The organism is Histidinibacterium aquaticum, from assembly GCF_008710275.1.
Taxonomy (GTDB): Bacteria; Pseudomonadota; Alphaproteobacteria; order Rhodobacterales; family Rhodobacteraceae; genus Oceanicola; species Oceanicola aquaticus.
This window is the reverse complement of sequence record NZ_VYQE01000004.1, coordinates 79,862-95,360: the sequence shown is the minus strand read 5'-3', so window position 1 is coordinate 95,360 and position 15,499 is coordinate 79,862. Positions and strand designations below refer to the sequence as shown.

Annotated in this window: 14 protein-coding genes; 10 read left to right on the top strand and 4 right to left on the bottom strand. The window is 67.4% G+C overall.

Translation table 11 applies throughout. The annotated features are described in order from the left end of the window. Positions 1 to 18: 18 nt before the first annotated feature. A complete protein-coding gene (ubiB, locus tag F3S47_RS13160) occupies positions 19 to 1,551 on the bottom strand; it encodes a 2-polyprenylphenol 6-hydroxylase (RefSeq protein WP_150445745.1) in 1,533 nt (510 codons plus the stop codon). Next, complete coding sequence (gene ubiE, locus F3S47_RS13155; protein WP_150445744.1) at positions 1,552 to 2,304, bottom strand: bifunctional demethylmenaquinone methyltransferase/2-methoxy-6-polyprenyl-1,4-benzoquinol methylase UbiE; 753 nt, start codon at positions 2,302 to 2,304, stop codon at positions 1,552 to 1,554. Positions 2,305 to 2,370: 66 nt separating this feature from the next. On the opposite strand from ubiE, the gene mutM reads away from it, so the two are divergent. The 9 genes from mutM (at position 2,371) to gyrB (ending at position 12,624) form a co-directional block, all read left to right on the top strand. After that, positions 2,371 to 3,222: a bifunctional DNA-formamidopyrimidine glycosylase/DNA-(apurinic or apyrimidinic site) lyase gene (gene mutM / locus F3S47_RS13150; RefSeq protein WP_150445743.1), complete on the top strand. Its 852-nt coding sequence runs from the start codon at positions 2,371 to 2,373 to the stop codon at positions 3,220 to 3,222. 66 nt (positions 3,223 to 3,288) lie between these two features. Continuing rightward, complete coding sequence (locus tag F3S47_RS13145; RefSeq protein WP_150445742.1) at positions 3,289 to 4,065, top strand: enoyl-CoA hydratase-related protein; 777 nt, start codon at positions 3,289 to 3,291, stop codon at positions 4,063 to 4,065. A 146-nt stretch (positions 4,066 to 4,211) separates the two neighbouring features. Beyond that, positions 4,212 to 4,475: a 30S ribosomal protein S20 gene (rpsT, locus tag F3S47_RS13140; RefSeq protein ID WP_150445741.1), complete on the top strand. Its 264-nt coding sequence runs from the start codon at positions 4,212 to 4,214 to the stop codon at positions 4,473 to 4,475. 605 nt (positions 4,476 to 5,080) lie between these two features. Beyond that, positions 5,081 to 6,430 (top strand): chromosomal replication initiator protein DnaA, encoded by a 1,350-nt coding sequence (gene dnaA / locus F3S47_RS13135; RefSeq protein ID WP_150445740.1) that lies wholly within the window; start codon positions 5,081 to 5,083, stop codon positions 6,428 to 6,430. A gap of 122 nt (positions 6,431 to 6,552) precedes the next feature. Beyond that, complete coding sequence (dnaN, locus tag F3S47_RS13130; RefSeq protein WP_150445739.1) at positions 6,553 to 7,671, top strand: DNA polymerase III subunit beta; 1,119 nt, start codon at positions 6,553 to 6,555, stop codon at positions 7,669 to 7,671. An 85-nt stretch (positions 7,672 to 7,756) separates the two neighbouring features. Continuing rightward, the gene (gene recF / locus F3S47_RS13125; RefSeq protein ID WP_150445738.1) at positions 7,757 to 8,857 is read left to right on the top strand and encodes a DNA replication/repair protein RecF; all 1,101 of its coding nucleotides are present in this window, start codon (positions 7,757 to 7,759) and stop codon (positions 8,855 to 8,857) included. A 175-nt stretch (positions 8,858 to 9,032) separates the two neighbouring features. After that, entirely contained in the window at positions 9,033 to 9,464 is a 432-nt protein-coding gene (locus F3S47_RS13120) for a VOC family protein (protein ID WP_150445737.1), read from the top strand. A gap of 41 nt (positions 9,465 to 9,505) precedes the next feature. After that, on the top strand, positions 9,506 to 10,126 hold the full coding sequence (locus F3S47_RS13115) for a LysE family translocator (RefSeq protein WP_150445736.1): 621 nt from the start codon (positions 9,506 to 9,508) through the stop codon (positions 10,124 to 10,126). Positions 10,127 to 10,206: 80 nt separating this feature from the next. Further along, a complete protein-coding gene (gene gyrB / locus F3S47_RS13110; protein ID WP_150445735.1) occupies positions 10,207 to 12,624 on the top strand; it encodes a DNA topoisomerase (ATP-hydrolyzing) subunit B in 2,418 nt (805 codons plus the stop codon). Positions 12,625 to 12,686: 62 nt separating this feature from the next. Here gyrB and F3S47_RS13105 read toward each other — a convergent pair whose 3' ends face one another. Continuing rightward, positions 12,687 to 12,872, bottom strand: coding sequence for a hypothetical protein (locus F3S47_RS13105; RefSeq protein WP_150445734.1), 186 nt, complete (start codon positions 12,870 to 12,872; stop codon positions 12,687 to 12,689). A gap of 80 nt (positions 12,873 to 12,952) precedes the next feature. Further along, on the bottom strand, positions 12,953 to 13,279 hold the full coding sequence (locus tag F3S47_RS13100) for a hypothetical protein (protein ID WP_150445733.1): 327 nt from the start codon (positions 13,277 to 13,279) through the stop codon (positions 12,953 to 12,955). A gap of 256 nt (positions 13,280 to 13,535) precedes the next feature. Between F3S47_RS13100 and F3S47_RS13095 the strand changes: the two genes are divergently transcribed. Then, complete coding sequence (locus F3S47_RS13095; protein ID WP_150446160.1) at positions 13,536 to 15,419, top strand: heavy metal translocating P-type ATPase; 1,884 nt, start codon at positions 13,536 to 13,538, stop codon at positions 15,417 to 15,419. Positions 15,420 to 15,499: the final 80 nt, after the last annotated feature.

Genomic DNA, 15,499 nt, shown 5'->3' with positions numbered 1-15,499 from the left:
GGAGACAATGACCATTCGCTAGAGCGCCTGCCCGGCAAAAAGGCCGAGACCGAGCAAGACTGCACCCAGGACCATGCCCGAGAGAAACACGGGCACCCGGTTCTTTTTGGGGGGCGGGGGGTCCGGCTCGGACTGCGCAATGAGCGCGCGTTGCGCGAGTTCGGGCAGCTTGGGCCCGAAGCGCGAAAGGACCTGGGCAGTTCGACCGAGGTCGCGCGCGAGGGCCGTCGGGCCGAGACTCTTGCGGATGTAGTCCTCGACCACCGGCCGGGCTGCCTGCCAGATGTTCATGTGAGGATCGAGCGAGCGGGCCACGCCCTCCACCACGACCATGGTACGCTGCAAAAGAATGAGTTCCGTGCGGGTCTCCATCCCGAAGCGTTCCGTTACCTCGAAGAGGTAGGCGAGCAGGCGCCCCATGGATATCCGCGATGCATCCATGCCGAAGATCGGTTCGCCGATTGCTCGGAGCGCACGAGAAAACTCCTCGATATCCCGATCTGCCGGGACGTAGCCCGCCTCGAAATGAACCTCTGCCACCAGCCGGTAATCGCGCCTGATGAAACCGTAGAGAATCTGCGCGTAGACCCGGCGCGTGTACTCGTCGATGTGTCCCATGATGCCGAAGTCGTAGGCGATGATGTCGCCGTTCGGCGCGACCTTGAGGTTCCCCTGGTGCATGTCGGCGTGAAACATGCCGTCGCGCAGGGCATGGAGCAGGAAGAGCTCCAGCACGCGTGCCGCGAGCCGGCGGCGATCGTGGCCCGCGGCCTCGATCGCCTCGACATCGCCAAAGGAAATCCCCTCGGCCCAAGTCTGTGTCATCACGCGGCGCGAGGAGAGCGGCCAACGGATCTGAGGCAGCCGAAAGCCCTCGTCCTTTGCGGTATTCGACGCGAACTCCGAGGCCGCGGAACTCTCGAGCCTCAGGTCGAGCTCGCCCATGACGGTGTGCTCGAAATGCGCGACGACCTCCATCGGGCGCAGCCTGCGGGAGGAGGGAGAGAGGACCTCGATTATGCGCGCCGCGAAGTAAAAGGCATCGATGTCCCGGCGGAAGGCCCGCTCGATGCCGGGACGCAGAACCTTGATGGCCACGTCCTCCCCGGTTTCGCGGAGGCGCGCCTTGTGCACCTGGGCGATCGAGGCGGCAGCCACCGGTTCCGAGATATGTTCGAAGGCGTCGTCGGCCTTCAGGCCAAGCTCCGACTCGATTGTCGCCCTGGCCTCCCGCAACGAGAAGGGCGGCAGCTTGTCCTGCAGGACCCGGAGCTGAGTCGCGAGTTCGGCGCCAACCACATCGGGCCGGGTCGAGAGAACCTGCCCGAACTTGATGTAGGCCGGACCAAGGGCCGTCAGCGCGCGCGTTGCGGGCGGCATCGTCAGGTCGCCACGATCGCCGAGCCACTGGACCGGCCAAGTGAGCCCGCGCAGAACGATCCTCAGGAGTCGGGGCGCCTCGAAGGCATCGAGGATCACGCGCATTGCGCCGGTGCGCTCCAGCGTCGCGCCCGTCGCGATCAGGCGGAAGATGTTGTGCGGTCCCCGCACCTAGAGCTTCCAGCCGGAATGCAGGCAGGCGACACCCATGGTCAGGTTGCGGTAGGCGGCGTTGCCGAACCCCGCGTCGCGCACCATGCCCAGGAATGTCTCCTGGTCCGGAAAGCGGCGAATGGATTCGACGAGATACTGGTAGCTGTCCCGGTCCCGGGCCACGACCTGCCCCAGCCGCGGGATCACGTTGAAGGAATAGGCGTCGTAGAGCGCGCGAAGGCCGGCGTTCGGCACGCGCGAGAACTCGAGCACCATGAGCCGCCCGCCCGGCTTCAGAACCCGGTAGGCCTCCGAGAGGGCGACCTCCGGCCGGGTCACGTTCCGGATGCCGAAGGAGATGGTGTAGGTGTCGAAGCTCGAGTCATCGAAGGGCAGCGCCATCGCGTCGCCCACGACCCATTTGAGACTCTCCGACAGGCGCTCGGCTTCGGCCCGCTTCCGGCCGGCCTCCAGCATCGACTCCGTCAGGTCGAGCACGGTCGCATGGCCGGAGCCAGCCCGCTTGAGAAACCGGAACGCGATGTCTCCGGTTCCTCCGGCGACGTCCAGAAGGCGCTGACCCCGCCGGGGCGCGAGCCAGTCCATCATGGCGTCCTTCCAGAGCCGGTGCACGCCGCCGCTCATCAGGTCGTTCATCACGTCGTAGCGGCTGGCGACCGAGGTGAAGACGCCCCGCACCCGGCCCGCCTTGTCCTCTTCCCGCACCGTCTCGTAGCCGAAATGCGTGGTCTTGTCGGTCTGGTCAGTCATCGGGGCCTTGCGATCTGGAGTTGCGGCGCCTTTCTATAGGTGCCTCAACGGGGAAGAAAGCGCGCGATGCCGGAATTGCCAGAGGTCGAGACAGTCCGACGCGGGCTGTCGCCGTCCATGGAGGACGCGGTCATCACCCGGGCCGAGGTCCGTCGGCCGGATCTGCGCTGGCCGTTCCCCGAGCGGTTGGCCGAACGGCTGACCGGTCGCCGTGTGCTGCGCCTGGGGCGCAGGTCGAAGTACATCCTCGCCGATCTGGAGGGAGGCGAGACGCTAATCGTCCACCTTGGGATGTCGGGTCGCATGACCGTCTCGGGCGATCCGCTGGGTCAGTTCCACCACGATCACCCGGCCGCGCAAAAGCACGACCACGTCGTACTCGACATGGAAAGCGGTGCGCGGATCACCTTCAACGATCCCCGCCGGTTCGGCGCCATGGACCTCGCGCCCACTCCGGAAATCGAGAACCACTGGCTCATCCGCAGCCTGGGGCCCGAACCGCTCGGGAACGCCTTCAACGAGGACTACCTCGTTGCGAGGCTCAAGAACCGGATGACCCCGATCAAGGCGGCGTTGCTCGACCAGAAGGTGGTGGCAGGGCTGGGCAACATCTACGTCTGCGAGGCGCTTCACCGCGCCCATATCAATCCTCGCCGCAAGGCCGGCAGGATCGGGCCGGCGCGGATCGCGGGGCTCGTCCCCGTGGTCCGGCAGGTGCTGACCGAGGCGATCGAGTCCGGCGGCTCCTCACTGCGCGACTACCGCCAGGCGGACGGCGAGCTCGGCTATTTCCAGCACACCTTCCGCGTCTACGACCGCGAGGGCAGGCCGTGCCCGACCGACGGCTGTACGTGCCACGTCCGCCGGATCGTGCAGTCCGGGCGTTCGACCTTCTACTGCCCGCTCTGCCAAAGATAGCTTGAACCCGAGGCCGTAATTGCTAAGGCTCCCTCCTTGTGCCCGAGGCAGAAGGAATTTCGCGTCATGGCCTACGAGACGATCATAGTCGAGACAGCCGACGACGTCTGCACCATCACCCTGAACCGCCCCGACCAGATGAACGCTATCAACGCCAAGCTCCTGAACGAGCTGGTGAAGGCGCTGGAAGAGGCCGACCGCAGCGACAAGGTCCGCTGCATCGTCATCACGGGGTCCGACAAGGCCTTCGCCGCCGGGGCCGACGTCTCGGAAATGGCCGAAAAAAGCTTCGTCGACATGTATACGCAGCGTTTTTTCGCGACCGACGGGGAGCGGTTCGGCCGGATCCGCAAGCCCATCGTCGCCGCCGTGGCGGGCTACGCGCTGGGCGGGGGTTGCGAGCTGGCCATGATGTGCGACTTCGTCATCGCCGCCGACACCGCCAAGTTCGGCCAGCCTGAAATCAACCTCGGGATCCTCGCGGGGCTCGGAGGCACACAGCGCCTAACGCGCCTGGTGGGCCGGGGCAAATCCATGGACATGCACCTCACGGGCCGCTTCATGGACGCCGAGGAAGCCGAGCGCGCGGGCCTTGTGAGCCGCGTCGTGCCGGCCAAGAAGCTCAAGGAAGAGGCGCAGAGCGCCGCGGACAAGATCGCCGAGAAGTCTCTCCTCGCCACCACGGCGGTGAAGGATGCCGTGAACCGGGCCGAGGAGGTCTCCCTCGCCGAGGGCATCCGCTACGAGCGCTCGCTCTTTTATTCGCTCTTCGCGACGGACGATCAGGCCGAAGGCATGGCCGCCTTCCGCGAGAAGCGAGAGGCCCAGTTCCGCGACAAGTAGGCGGTTCCCTTTTGCTGCGAATGTCGTTATAGGCCGCCGCTACATGCGCGTGATGCCCGCTTCAGGCAAGAATCGGCCGGGCCCCGAGGGGCCGTCGGGCTTCATGTGCGACGAAACATAGAAGACCGACGAGAGAGACACACAGCATGGCCAATTCGCCCCAAGCAAAGAAGCGCGCCCGCCAGATCGCGCGCCGCACCGACGTCAACAAGGCCCGCCGTTCGCGCATCCGCACCTACCTGCGCCGCGTCGAAGAGGCCATCGCCTCCGGTGACAAGGACGCCGCCCAGAACGCACTGCGCGCCGCCCAGCCCGAGCTGATGCGCGGCGTCAGCAAAGGCGTCTTCCACAAGAACACCGCTTCCCGGAAGATCTCGCGACTCTCCTCGCGTGTGAAGGCTCTGTCCTGAGCAACGAGTCGCCAGTCCGACCAAGCCCAAAGCGCGCCGTTTCCGGCGCGCTTTGTTTTTTTGGCAACAGGTTCATGACAGTTCCGTCGCGGATTCAAAGACCTTTCGGATTCTCCTCCCGGCTGTCCGAGGCCTTCGATGAGTCAAGCGCGTTGTTAAGTTGAAAGCGTACGAACCCCCTTGGTAGCTTGCCTTAGCGATTCATCAGAACGAACCTGGGGGACAGGGGGAGCTTTCGAGATAACCGTTTAAGTGTTGAGGCAATTCGCCTTCTGGTTGTGGCTATCGTCTCGATCTCATCCTCTTGAATGCCGGAAGATCCAAGCGGCCTAGGCCGCCTCTGCCAACGTGGTTTTCCGGTCGCGCGGCTGGGCATTGCTGCCCAAGGTCCGGCCACGCGAACCCGGCCCGGATTACCGGGTCCCGGTCTGCCTTGCGGCCCGTGCCGCAGGGGTGGCTGGTCTATGCCTGTTGGTCAGTCGCCCGCCCTCTGCCGGGCGGAGCCGGCTGGGGCCGCCAGGTCCGTATGATGTGCACGCGAGCGACCGGCTGGGTGTGGGCCCGGCCGGGCGGAACGACGGGACAAGAAACGGACTGGGGCCGGGATGACACAAGCGGAATGGGGTCGAGTAAAGAATGTTCTTCGGGGCGTGGTGGGAGAAAACAATTTCTCGAACTGGATCGAGCCGCTCGAGGTAAGATCCGTGAACGGCGGGGTGGTAACCTTCGAGGTCCCCAGCACGTTCTTCGGCAACTACGTGTCGCAGAACTACGCCGACCAGATCCTCTATCACCTGGGCCGTGACGGCCATCACGTGGAGAGGCTGACTTTCGTCGTCAGCGCCGAGGAAACGCGGACCCGTCCCGCGCCGGCGAACGAGCCTGCGAAGCCCGCGACCCCCTCCAACAGCCTGACCGAGAGCGCGACCCTCGACTCGCGTTTCACCTTCGACACCTTCGTGGTCGGCAAGCCGAATGCGCTGGCCCATGCGGCCTCGCGCCGTGTCGCGGAGGGCGGGGCCGTCTCCTTCAACCCGCTTTTCCTTTATGGCGGCGTCGGGCTCGGCAAGACCCACCTGATGCACGCCATCGCGCACGAGCTGCGCGCCAGCCAGCCCCAACTCGACGTGCTCTACCTCTCGGCCGACCAGTTCATGTACCGCTTCGTGACGGCCCTGCGCGAGCGCAAGATGATCGACTTCAAGCACCTCTTCCGCTCGGTCGACGTGCTGATGGTCGATGATGTCCAGTTCTTTGCCGGCAAGGACAGCACGCAGGAAGAGTTCTTCCACACCTTCAACGCCCTCGTCGACGCCGGAAAGCAGATCGTCATCTCTGCCGACCGTGCCCCCTCCGAGATCAAGGACATGGAGAACCGGATCCTGTCGCGCCTCGGCTCGGGCCTGGTCGTCGACCTGCACCCCACGGACTACGAGCTGAGGCTTGGGATCCTGCAGTCCAAGGTCGCCCAGCACAGCGCCCAGTATCCCGATCTCGTCGTCGCCGACGGCGTGCTCGAGTTCCTGGCTCACCGCATCTCGACCAACGTCCGCGTGCTCGAGGGCGCGCTGACGCGGCTCTTCGCCTTCGCCTCGCTCGTCGGGCGGCCCATCGACCACGAGCTGACGCAGGACTGCCTCGCCGACATCCTGCGGGCCTCGGACCGCAAGATCACGGTCGAGGAGATCCAGAGGAAGGTCTCCGAGCACTACCACATCCGGCTGTCCGACCTGATCGGTCCGCGCCGGGTCCGCAGCTTCGCGCGCCCGCGCCAGGTCGCGATGTGGCTGTCCAAGAACCTGACCAACCGTTCCCTGCCCGAGATCGGCAAGCGCTTCGGTGGCCGCGACCACACCACGATCATGCACGGCGTTCGCAAGATCGAGGAGTTGCGGCAGACCGACAGCAGCATCGCCGACGATCTCGAGCTCCTGCGCCGCGCGCTGGAGGAGTGATCGGCGCCGCTTGACCGTGGTGCAACACTCGGGCTGAGTGTCTGGAAACGGCTTGTTCCGGGAAGGGAAGCATGTAGCTTGACCGTCCGGAAAAAAGGGCCTGACAGGACGGAGCGAGGGACATGAAATTCTCCATCGAACGGGCGGTTCTGCTCAAGGCCGTCGCCCAGGCGCAATCGGTCGTCGAGCGGCGGAACACGATCCCGATCCTGGCCAACGTCCTGATCGAGGCCGAGGGTGACGGGGTGCAGTTCCGCGCCACCGACCTCGACATCGAGGTCGTCGACCGCGCGCCGGCGCAGGTGGAACGGGCCGGTGCGACGACGGTCGCCGCGGTGACGCTGAACGAGATCGTCCGCAAGCTGCCGGACGGGGCGCTGGTCACCCTTTCCGAGGACGGACAGTCCGGCCGCCTGACGATCACGGCGGGTCGCTCGAACTTCCAGCTGGCCACGCTGCCGCGCGAGGATTTCCCGGTCATGGCCTCTTCGGAGTACGCGACCAACTTCACCGCCAAGGCCCCTGTCCTGCGGCGGCTCTTCGACAAGTCGAAGTTCGCGATCTCGACCGAGGAGACGCGCTACTACCTGAACGGCGTCTACATGCACGTCGCCGACGGCGACGGCGGGCGGATGCTGCGCTGCGTGGCCACGGACGGACACCGGCTCGCGCGGATCGACGCGGAACTCCCGGCGGGCGCCGAGGAGATGCCGGGCGTGATCGTGCCGCGCAAGACGGTCGGCGAGCTGCGCAAGCTCCTGGACGACGACGAGGCGGAGATCGCCGTTTCGGTCAGCGAGACCAAGGTCCGCTTCGCGACGCCGGACATCACCCTGACCTCGAAGGTCATCGACGGGACCTTCCCGGACTACAGCCGGGTCATCCCGAGCGGCAACACGCGGCGGCTGGAGGTCGACGCCTCGGACTTCGCCAAGGCGGTGGACCGGGTCGCGACGGTGTCGTCCGAGCGGAGTCGGGCCGTGAAGATGAGCCTCGACGAGGATCGGCTGGTCCTCTCGGTCAACGCCCCGGATGCGGGCGCGGCCGAGGAGGAGCTCGCGGTGGCCTACGCGGACGAGAAGCTGGAGATCGGGTTCAACGCAAAGTACCTGCTCGAGATCGCGAGCCAGGTGGACCGCGAGAACGCGATCTTCCTCTTCAATTCCTCCGGGGACCCGACGCTGATGCGCGAGGGGGACGATACCTCGGCGGTCTATGTCGTGATGCCGATGCGGGTGTGACCCGCGGGGCGTCAAAGTTTGGACACCTGGTCAAGGCATTGACGCGAAAGGGAAACCCAGAAGTAGCCTCGCGGCGCTAACCATTATGTCCCGACTCGCCGTCACCTCGCTCGCGCTCTCGCACTTCCGCAGTCACAAGCGTGCCGCGCTGGAGGTCGATCCGCGGCCGGTGGCCATCTTCGGGCCGAACGGCGCCGGCAAGACGAACCTCCTGGAAGCGGTATCGATCCTCTCTCCCGGCCGCGGGCTGCGCCGGGCGAGTGCCGAGGAAATGACCCGGCGGCCAGAGGCGCTGGGGTGGAAGGTGACGGCGGAGATCGCCGCGGAACGACCGCACGAGATCGAGACCTGGTCCGAGGGCGGCGCCGCACGCGCCGTGCGGATCGACGGCAAGACCGCCCCCCAGATCGCCCTGGGGCGGATCGTGCGGGTCCTCTGGCTCATTCCCTCCATGGATCGGCTCTGGATCGAAGGTGCGGAGGGGCGGCGTCGCTTCCTCGACCGGGCGGTGCTGAGTTTCGATCCGGACCACGCACAGGTCACGCTCGACTACGAGAAGGCGATGCGCGAAAGGAACCGTCTGCTGAAGCACGAGATCCGCGACCCGCACTGGTACGGCGTGCTGGAGGCACGGATGGCGGCGGCCGGGGCGCGCATCCATGCCGCCAGGCTCGACACGCTGCGGGCCCTGAGCGAAGCCCAGGAGGGCGCCGAGACCGCCTTCCCGACGGCCACGCTCGCGCTTGAGCAGAGCGAGGGGCCCTTGCCCGGAACCGAGGCCGATCTGAAGGAGGGCTTCGCCGAGGGCCGGGGCCGCGACATGGCCGCCGGCCGGACGCTGACGGGGCCGCATCGGACCGACCTCTCCGCGATCTATGCCGCCAAGGACGTACCCGCGAAGGACTGCTCCACGGGTGAGCAGAAGGCCCTGCTTGTCTCGCTGATCCTCGCCAATGCCCGGGCCCTTGCGGATCGGATCGGCGCGCCGCCGTTGCTGTTGCTGGACGAGGTCTCGGCTCATCTCGACGCGGGCCGCCGCGCGGCGCTCTACGACGAGATCGCGGCTCTCGGCACCCAGGCCTGGATGACCGGGACCGGGCCCGAGCTCTTCGAAGAGCTCGGGGCGCGCGCCCAGCGGATCGAGGTGACCGAGAGTGGCGGCGTGAGCGAGGTCGCCCGGAGATGAGCGAGGCCGTCCTGACGCGGTTCTAGATCGCGGAGCCGCCGCGGAACCGACTATCCGCGTGCGGGCGTCGCGGATAAGATCGCTGGAGCGCCGCCCTCGGCGGCGCCAAGCGATTTCGAAATCGCTTGGAAAGGCGCTTCGAAGCGCCTTTTCCGGCCCTGATCGGAGACCCTCCATGATCCCGCAGCGCGTCACGCTCATCACCCTCGGCACTCGCGACCTCGGCCGGGCGCGCCGGTTCTACGGCGATCTCGGCTGGCGGCCCGCGAGCGAGCAGGAGGGGATCAGTTTCTACCAGTTGCACGGCATGGTGCTGGGCCTCTTCGGGCTCGACGCTCTGGCGGAGGACCAGGGACGACCCGGTGCGGAACTTGGAACCGGGGCCGTGACCCTCGCCCAGAACTTCGCCACCGAGGCGGAAGTCGACGCGGCCTACGAGGCGGCGCTCTCGGCGGGGGGCACGGCGCTCAAAGCGCCGGAAAAGGTCTTCTGGGGCGGCTACTCCGGGTACTGGGCCGATCCGGACGGCCATGTCTGGGAGGTCGCCATGAACCCTTACTGGCCGCTCTCGGCCGACGGCTCGCTCACCCTGCCGGAGGCCGGCTGACGCGGCTTCCCTTCGCCGCTGGGCGGGCGTATGGCGGTGCCATGACCGTCACGTTCTCGCAGCTCGCGCTCTACGCGGGTGCGCTCTTCGTTCTCTTCATGACGCCCGGGCCCGTCTGGGTCGCGCTGACGGCGCGCGCGCTCTCGGGCGGCTTTCACGCCGCCTGGCCGCTCGCGCTGGGCGTCGTGGTGGGGGACGTTCTCTGGCCCTTCCTCGCGATCCTCGGCGTGACCTGGATCGTCTCGGTCTTCGCCGGGTTCATGCTGGCGCTGAAGTGGGTGGCCTGCATCACCTTCATCGTGATGGGCATCCTGATCTGGCGCAACGCGGACAAGGGCATCGCCAAGGACAGCCGGCTCACGCGGCCGGGCATGTGGGCGGGCTTCATCGCCGGTCTCGCGGTGATCCTCGGCAACCCGAAGGCGATCCTGTTCTACATGGGCGTGCTTCCGGGGTTCTTCGACCTCACCGCCCTGCGCTGGCCCGACATGGTGGCGATCGCCGCGCTTTCGGCGCTGGTGCCGCTGCTCGGCAACCTGACCCTGGCGCTGATGATCGGGCGGGTGAGGCGCCTGCTCACCTCTCCCGCCGCGCTGCGGCGGACCAACCGGATCTCGGGCGGTCTGCTGGTCGGCGTGGGGGTCGTGATCCCGATCACCTGACCACCAAATATTGTGTGCGCCCCGTGACAAGCAGGGCGAAAATCCATATATACTGCGCTGAAACGACAAGGAAAATCCGCATGGCAGACCCCGCGCGCGACCCGGCCGAGTACGGCGCCGATTCCATCAAGGTTCTCAAGGGCTTGGAGGCGGTCCGCAAGCGTCCGGGCATGTACATCGGCGATACGGACGACGGCTCGGGCCTGCACCACATGGTCTACGAGGTGGTCGACAACGGCATCGACGAGGCGCTGGCCGGCCACGCGGACTACGTTCACGTGAAAATCCACGCCGACAACTCGGTCTCGGTGCGCGACAACGGTCGCGGCATCCCGGTGGACATCCACCAGGGCGAGGGCGTCTCGGCGGCCGAGGTCATTATGACCCAGCTGCACGCGGGCGGGAAGTTCGACCAGAACTCCTACAAGGTCTCCGGCGGCCTGCACGGCGTCGGCGTCTCGGTGGTCAACGCGCTGTCGGTCTGGCTGGAGCTGCGGGTCTGGCGGAACGGCAAGGCGCACTACGCGAAGTTCAGCCATGGCGAGACGGTGGAGCACCTGACGGTCACCGGCGACGCCGAGGGCGAGAGCGGGACCGAGGTGCGGTTCCTCGCCTCGACCGAGACCTTCTCGAACCTCGACTACGACTTTCACACGCTGGAGAAGCGCCTGCGCGAGCTGGCCTTCCTGAACTCCGGCGTGCGCATCATCCTGGAAGACGAGCGTCCGGCGGAGCCGCTCCGCTCGGAGCTCTTCTACGAGGGCGGCGTGAAGGAGTTCGTGAAGTACCTCGACCGGTCCAAGTCCTCGATGCTGCCCGAGCCGATCCACGTCGAAGGCGAGCGGGACGGGATCACCGTCGAGGTCGCGATGTGGTGGAACGACAGTTACAACGAGATGGTGCTGCCCTTCACCAACAACATCCCGCAGCGGGACGGCGGCACGCACATGGCGGGCTTCCGCGCGGCGCTGACGCGGACGATCTCGAAATACGCCACGGACAGCGGGATCGCGAAGCGGGAGAAGGTGAACTTCACCGGCGACGACATGCGCGAGGGACTGACCTGCGTGCTCTCGGTCAAGGTCCCGGATCCGAAGTTCTCCTCGCAGACCAAGGACAAGCTGGTCTCCTCGGAGGTCCGGCCGGCGGTCGAGAACCTGATGGGCGAGAAGCTGTCCGAGTGGCTGGAAGAGAACCCCAACGAGGCCAAGATGGTCGTCGGCAAGATCGTGGAGGCCGCCCTGGCCCGTGAGGCCGCGCGCAAGGCGCGCGAGCTGACGCGCCGCAAGACGGCGATGGACGTGAACTACCTCGCCGGCAAGCTGAAGGACTGTTCGGAGAAGGACGCCTCGAAGACGGAGCTTTTCCTGGTGGAGGGCGACTCCGCCGGCGGGTCGGCGCAGACCGGACGTGACAGGGGCACCCAGGCGATTCTGCCGCTGAAGGGCAAGATCCTGAACGTGGAGCGGGCCCGGTTCGACCGGATGCTCGGCAGCCAGGAGATCGGCAACCTCGTGATGGCGCTCGGCACCGGGATCGGCCGGGACGAGTTCGACATCTCCAAGCTGCGCTACCACAAGATCGTCATCATGACGGACGCCGACGTGGACGGGGCGCACATCCGGACGCTGCTGCTGACCTTCTTCTTCCGGCAGATGCCGGAGCTGATCGAGGGAGGCTATCTCTACATCGCGCAGCCGCCGCTCTTCAAAGTCAAGCGCGGCCAGTCCGAGGTCTATCTGAAGGACCAGGCGGAGATGGACGACTACCTGATCCAGCAGGGCGTCGACGGCGCCGTGCTGCGGCTGGGCTCGGGAGAGGAGATCACGGGGCAGGACCTCGTCCGGGTGGTCGACGACGCGCGCAGCCTTCGGCGGGTGCTCGACAGCTTCCCGACGCACTACCCGCGCCACATCCTGGAGCAGGCGGCGGTCGCCGGCGCTTTCATACCCGGCGCGGTCGAGAGCGACCTGCAGGGCGTGGCCGACCGGGTCGCGCAGCGGCTCGACCTGATCGCCAAGGAATACGAGCGCGGCTGGCAGGGCCGGATCACCCAGGACAAGGGCATCCGCCTCGCGCGGATCCTGCGCGGGGTCGAGGAGGTCCGCACCCTGGACGGCGCGATGCTGCGCTCGGGCGAGGCCCGCCGGACCGGCAGCTTCACCCAGGCCTTGCAGGACGTCTACAGCCAGCCCGCGCGCCTGATGCGCAAGGACCGCGACCAGTTCATCTACGGTCCCCTCGGCCTGCTGAAAGCGATCCTCGAGGAGGGCGAACGCGGGCTCACGCTCCAGCGCTACAAGGGCCTGGGCGAGATGAACCCCAGCCAGCTCTGGGAAACGACGCTCGACCCCGACGCGCGGACCTTCCTGCAGGTGAAGATCGACGACGTGGCCGAGGCCGACGATCTGTTCACCAAGCTCATGGGCGACGTGGTCGAACCGCGCCGCGAGTTCATCCAGAACAACGCGCTGTCGGTCGAGAACCTGGACTTCTGAGGGCTTGGGGCCCCGGCCAAAGCGCATTACCGGGTCGACCGCCGGTCGACCCGGAGCCTTCTTCAGGAACCGCCGCCGACGGGGGTCGCGGCCGCAAGGGCGGTCCCGATGTCGTAGGGCCAGATGAGGATCGCGAGCGCGCCCCGCCAGAAGGACAGGTCCAGGTAGCCGATGGTGAAGAGCCAGGCGGCGAACCAGACGAGGCCGACTCCGCTGTGCTGTTCAATCCTGATCCGATCGCTCGCCATATCCAGGTCCTCTGATAGTTGTCCGACAGGGTGGGGTTTCCAGCCCGCGCCCGGGATCGGGCCCGGACGCGGGCCGGACGTCAATCGTCGCAGGCCCGGTAGATGTGCGTGGCCACGACCTCGCCGTCGACCACGAGCCGGGCGAAGAGATCATCGTTGATCTCTTGCATGGAATGGGCGCGGACCCGGTTCGCGCCGGCGTGGACGGGAACTTCGGCGAGCATCTCGCCCATCTCGCCGGCGTGGAAGTCGTAGAGCTCGATGACCCCGTCTCCTTCGGACACGACCGTGCCGAGCGAAACCGCGCTGCCGGTCTCGAAGGGCTCCAGGCAGACGAAATAGCTTTCGGCCCGAGCCGTACCGGCGCTGAGGCACAGGCCGAGTGCAAGAATGGAAAGCGTGCGCATGAGAATGTCCTCGAATTGAATGGGTTCAGAAATGCCGCGCGGTTCGGAAAGCGCGCCGCTGGCTGATTACGTCGGGCTCCCGGAGATCGCATTGACGGCGGTCATCAACAGGAGAGCCGTTGCCTGGTCGCAGGTTCGTGCGATGATGCATGGCGGAAGATGGGGCGCAGGGCCGGACATCCCTAAGGCTGGCAAGTGACTCGCCCCGCCCAGGGGAGAGGTGAGCGTCGTGGACAGGACCACCATCGCAGATCGGATGAAGACGGTCGTCCTGGGACTGGCCGCCACCGGCCTCGTCGCGGGCCTCCTCCTGCTTTTCAACGACCGGCCCGGGTTGGCCGATATCGTCTGGTTCGCCGGTGTCGCCCCCGCGCTCGCTGCGCTGGTCGTGGAGATCCTGCGCAGCATCGGGCGCGGCGAGGTTGGGCTGGATATCGTCGCCGCGCTCTCCATGACGGCGGCACTGGTCTTCGGTGAGACGCTGGCGGCGGCGATCGTCGCCGTGATGTATTCCGGCGGGACGTTCCTCGAGGCCTTCGCCGAGGGCCGTGCCCGGCGCGAGATGCACGACCTACTGTCGCGGGTTCCTCGGACAGCGACACGGCATCGCAATGGCGGGCTGGAGGAGGTGCCGCTCGACGCGATCTCGCCCGGAGACCGGCTGCTGATCCGGCAGGGAGACGTGGTGCCTGTGGATGGGACGGTGGCCTCCGAGGCCGCCTTCGTCGACACCTCGGCGCTGACCGGAGAGTCGCTGCCGGTGCGTCTGAGCCGGGGGGCGGAGGCCATGAGCGGCTCGACCAACGCGGGCGAAGCCTTCGACCTGACCGCGACGCGCGAGGCCAAGGACAGCACCTATGCCGGGATCGTCCGCTTGGTGGAAGAGGCGCAGGCCTCCAAGGCGCCGATGTCGCGCCTCGCCGACCGCTGGTCCCTGGGCTTTCTGGCCGTGACGGTCGCCATTGCCTTCGCGGCCTGGGCCTTCACCGGAGACCCGATCCGGGCGGTCGCCGTGCTGGTCGTGGCCACGCCCTGCCCGCTGATCCTGGCCGTGCCGGTGGCGCTGGTGGCCGGACTGTCGCGGGCCGCGCATTTCGGGGTTCTGATCAAGGGGGCCGGGCCGCTCGAGTCGATGGCCCGGATCAGGACGCTGATCCTCGACAAGACCGGCACGCTGACCGAGGGACGCCCCGAGATCGTTGGCATCGACAGCCGGGACGGCGTCGCGGAGGACGAGCTCCTGCGCCTTGCCGCCGCGCTCGACCAGGCGTCGAAGCATCCGGTTGCCCAGGCCATCGTCGCCGCCGCCACGGAGCGCGGCCTCACTCTGCCGGTGCCGTCGGAGGTGACGGAGATCCCCGGCGAGGGGGTCCTGGGCCGGGTGGAGGGACGCGAAGTCGTCGTCGGTGGAGACGGCTTCGTCGCGGCCCGGGTCAGTGCGCCGCAGGGGGCGCACCCCGCCCTGGTCGCAGGATCGGTCCTGGTCGGCGTTGCGGTCGACGGGCGGATGGCCGGGCATCTGGTCATGTCCGATCCGCTTCGCGATGGCGCGGGCGTCATGCTCGATCGGCTGCGGCGTGAGGGCATCTCGCGCATCCTGCTCGCCACCGGCGACCGTGCCGAGGTGGCGGAGCGGGTCACCGAGGGGCTCGGCCTCGACGGGTTGCGGGCCGGTCTCACGCCGGACCAGAAGGTGCTTCTCGTCCTGACCGAGCACAAGCATGGCCCGGTGATGATGGTCGGCGACGGGGTGAACGACGCGCCCGCCCTGGCGGCGGCCGACGTGGGGGTCGCCATGGGCGCGCGGGGTTCCGCCGCCTCGGCCGAGGCCGCCGACGTGGTCCTGCTGGTCGACCGGATCGACCGGCTCGGGCCGGGGATCGAGATCGCGCGGGGCGCGCGCCGGATCGCGGTCGAGAGCGTGGTCGCCGGGATCGGGCTCTCGGTTCTCGGCATGATCGCGGCCGCCTGGGGGTATCTCACGCCGGTGCAGGGCGCGCTCCTGCAGGAGGTCATCGACGTCGCCGTGATCCTGAACGCGCTGCGTGCCTTGCGGATCGCGCCGCGGGGCTCCGTGGAGGAGGCTGTCCCCGACCGACCCGCCAGCCTGTCGGGCCATGCGCGGGGCACCGCGTCCTGACCCGACCCGCGCGGACACCGTTGTCTGCCGTCAATGAACTCTACCGCCCGCGAGACCAGATTCAGCGCACCGAAAGGGAA

Bases quoted from the DNA above. Each gene is read 5' to 3' on its own strand.
- rpsT (WP_150445741.1), top strand. From the start codon at position 4,212: ATGGCCAATTCGCCCCAAGCAAAGAAGCGCGCCCGCCAGATCGCGCGC.
- dnaA (WP_150445740.1), top strand. From the start codon at position 5,081: ATGACACAAGCGGAATGGGGTCGAGTAAAGAATGTTCTTCGGGGCGTG.
- F3S47_RS13095 (WP_150446160.1), top strand. From the start codon at position 13,536: ATGAAGACGGTCGTCCTGGGACTGGCCGCCACCGGCCTCGTCGCGGGC.
- F3S47_RS13105 (WP_150445734.1), bottom strand. From the start codon at position 12,872: ATGGCGAGCGATCGGATCAGGATTGAACAGCACAGCGGAGTCGGCCTC.
- ubiE (WP_150445744.1), bottom strand. From the start codon at position 2,304: ATGACTGACCAGACCGACAAGACCACGCATTTCGGCTACGAGACGGTG.
- mutM (WP_150445743.1), top strand. From the start codon at position 2,371: ATGCCGGAATTGCCAGAGGTCGAGACAGTCCGACGCGGGCTGTCGCCG.
- dnaN (WP_150445739.1), top strand. From the start codon at position 6,553: ATGAAATTCTCCATCGAACGGGCGGTTCTGCTCAAGGCCGTCGCCCAG.
- F3S47_RS13115 (WP_150445736.1), top strand. From the start codon at position 9,506: ATGACCGTCACGTTCTCGCAGCTCGCGCTCTACGCGGGTGCGCTCTTC.
- gyrB (WP_150445735.1), top strand. From the start codon at position 10,207: ATGGCAGACCCCGCGCGCGACCCGGCCGAGTACGGCGCCGATTCCATC.
- F3S47_RS13120 (WP_150445737.1), top strand. From the start codon at position 9,033: ATGATCCCGCAGCGCGTCACGCTCATCACCCTCGGCACTCGCGACCTC.
- F3S47_RS13145 (WP_150445742.1), top strand. From the start codon at position 3,289: ATGGCCTACGAGACGATCATAGTCGAGACAGCCGACGACGTCTGCACC.
- F3S47_RS13100 (WP_150445733.1), bottom strand. From the start codon at position 13,279: ATGCGCACGCTTTCCATTCTTGCACTCGGCCTGTGCCTCAGCGCCGGT.
- recF (WP_150445738.1), top strand. From the start codon at position 7,757: ATGTCCCGACTCGCCGTCACCTCGCTCGCGCTCTCGCACTTCCGCAGT.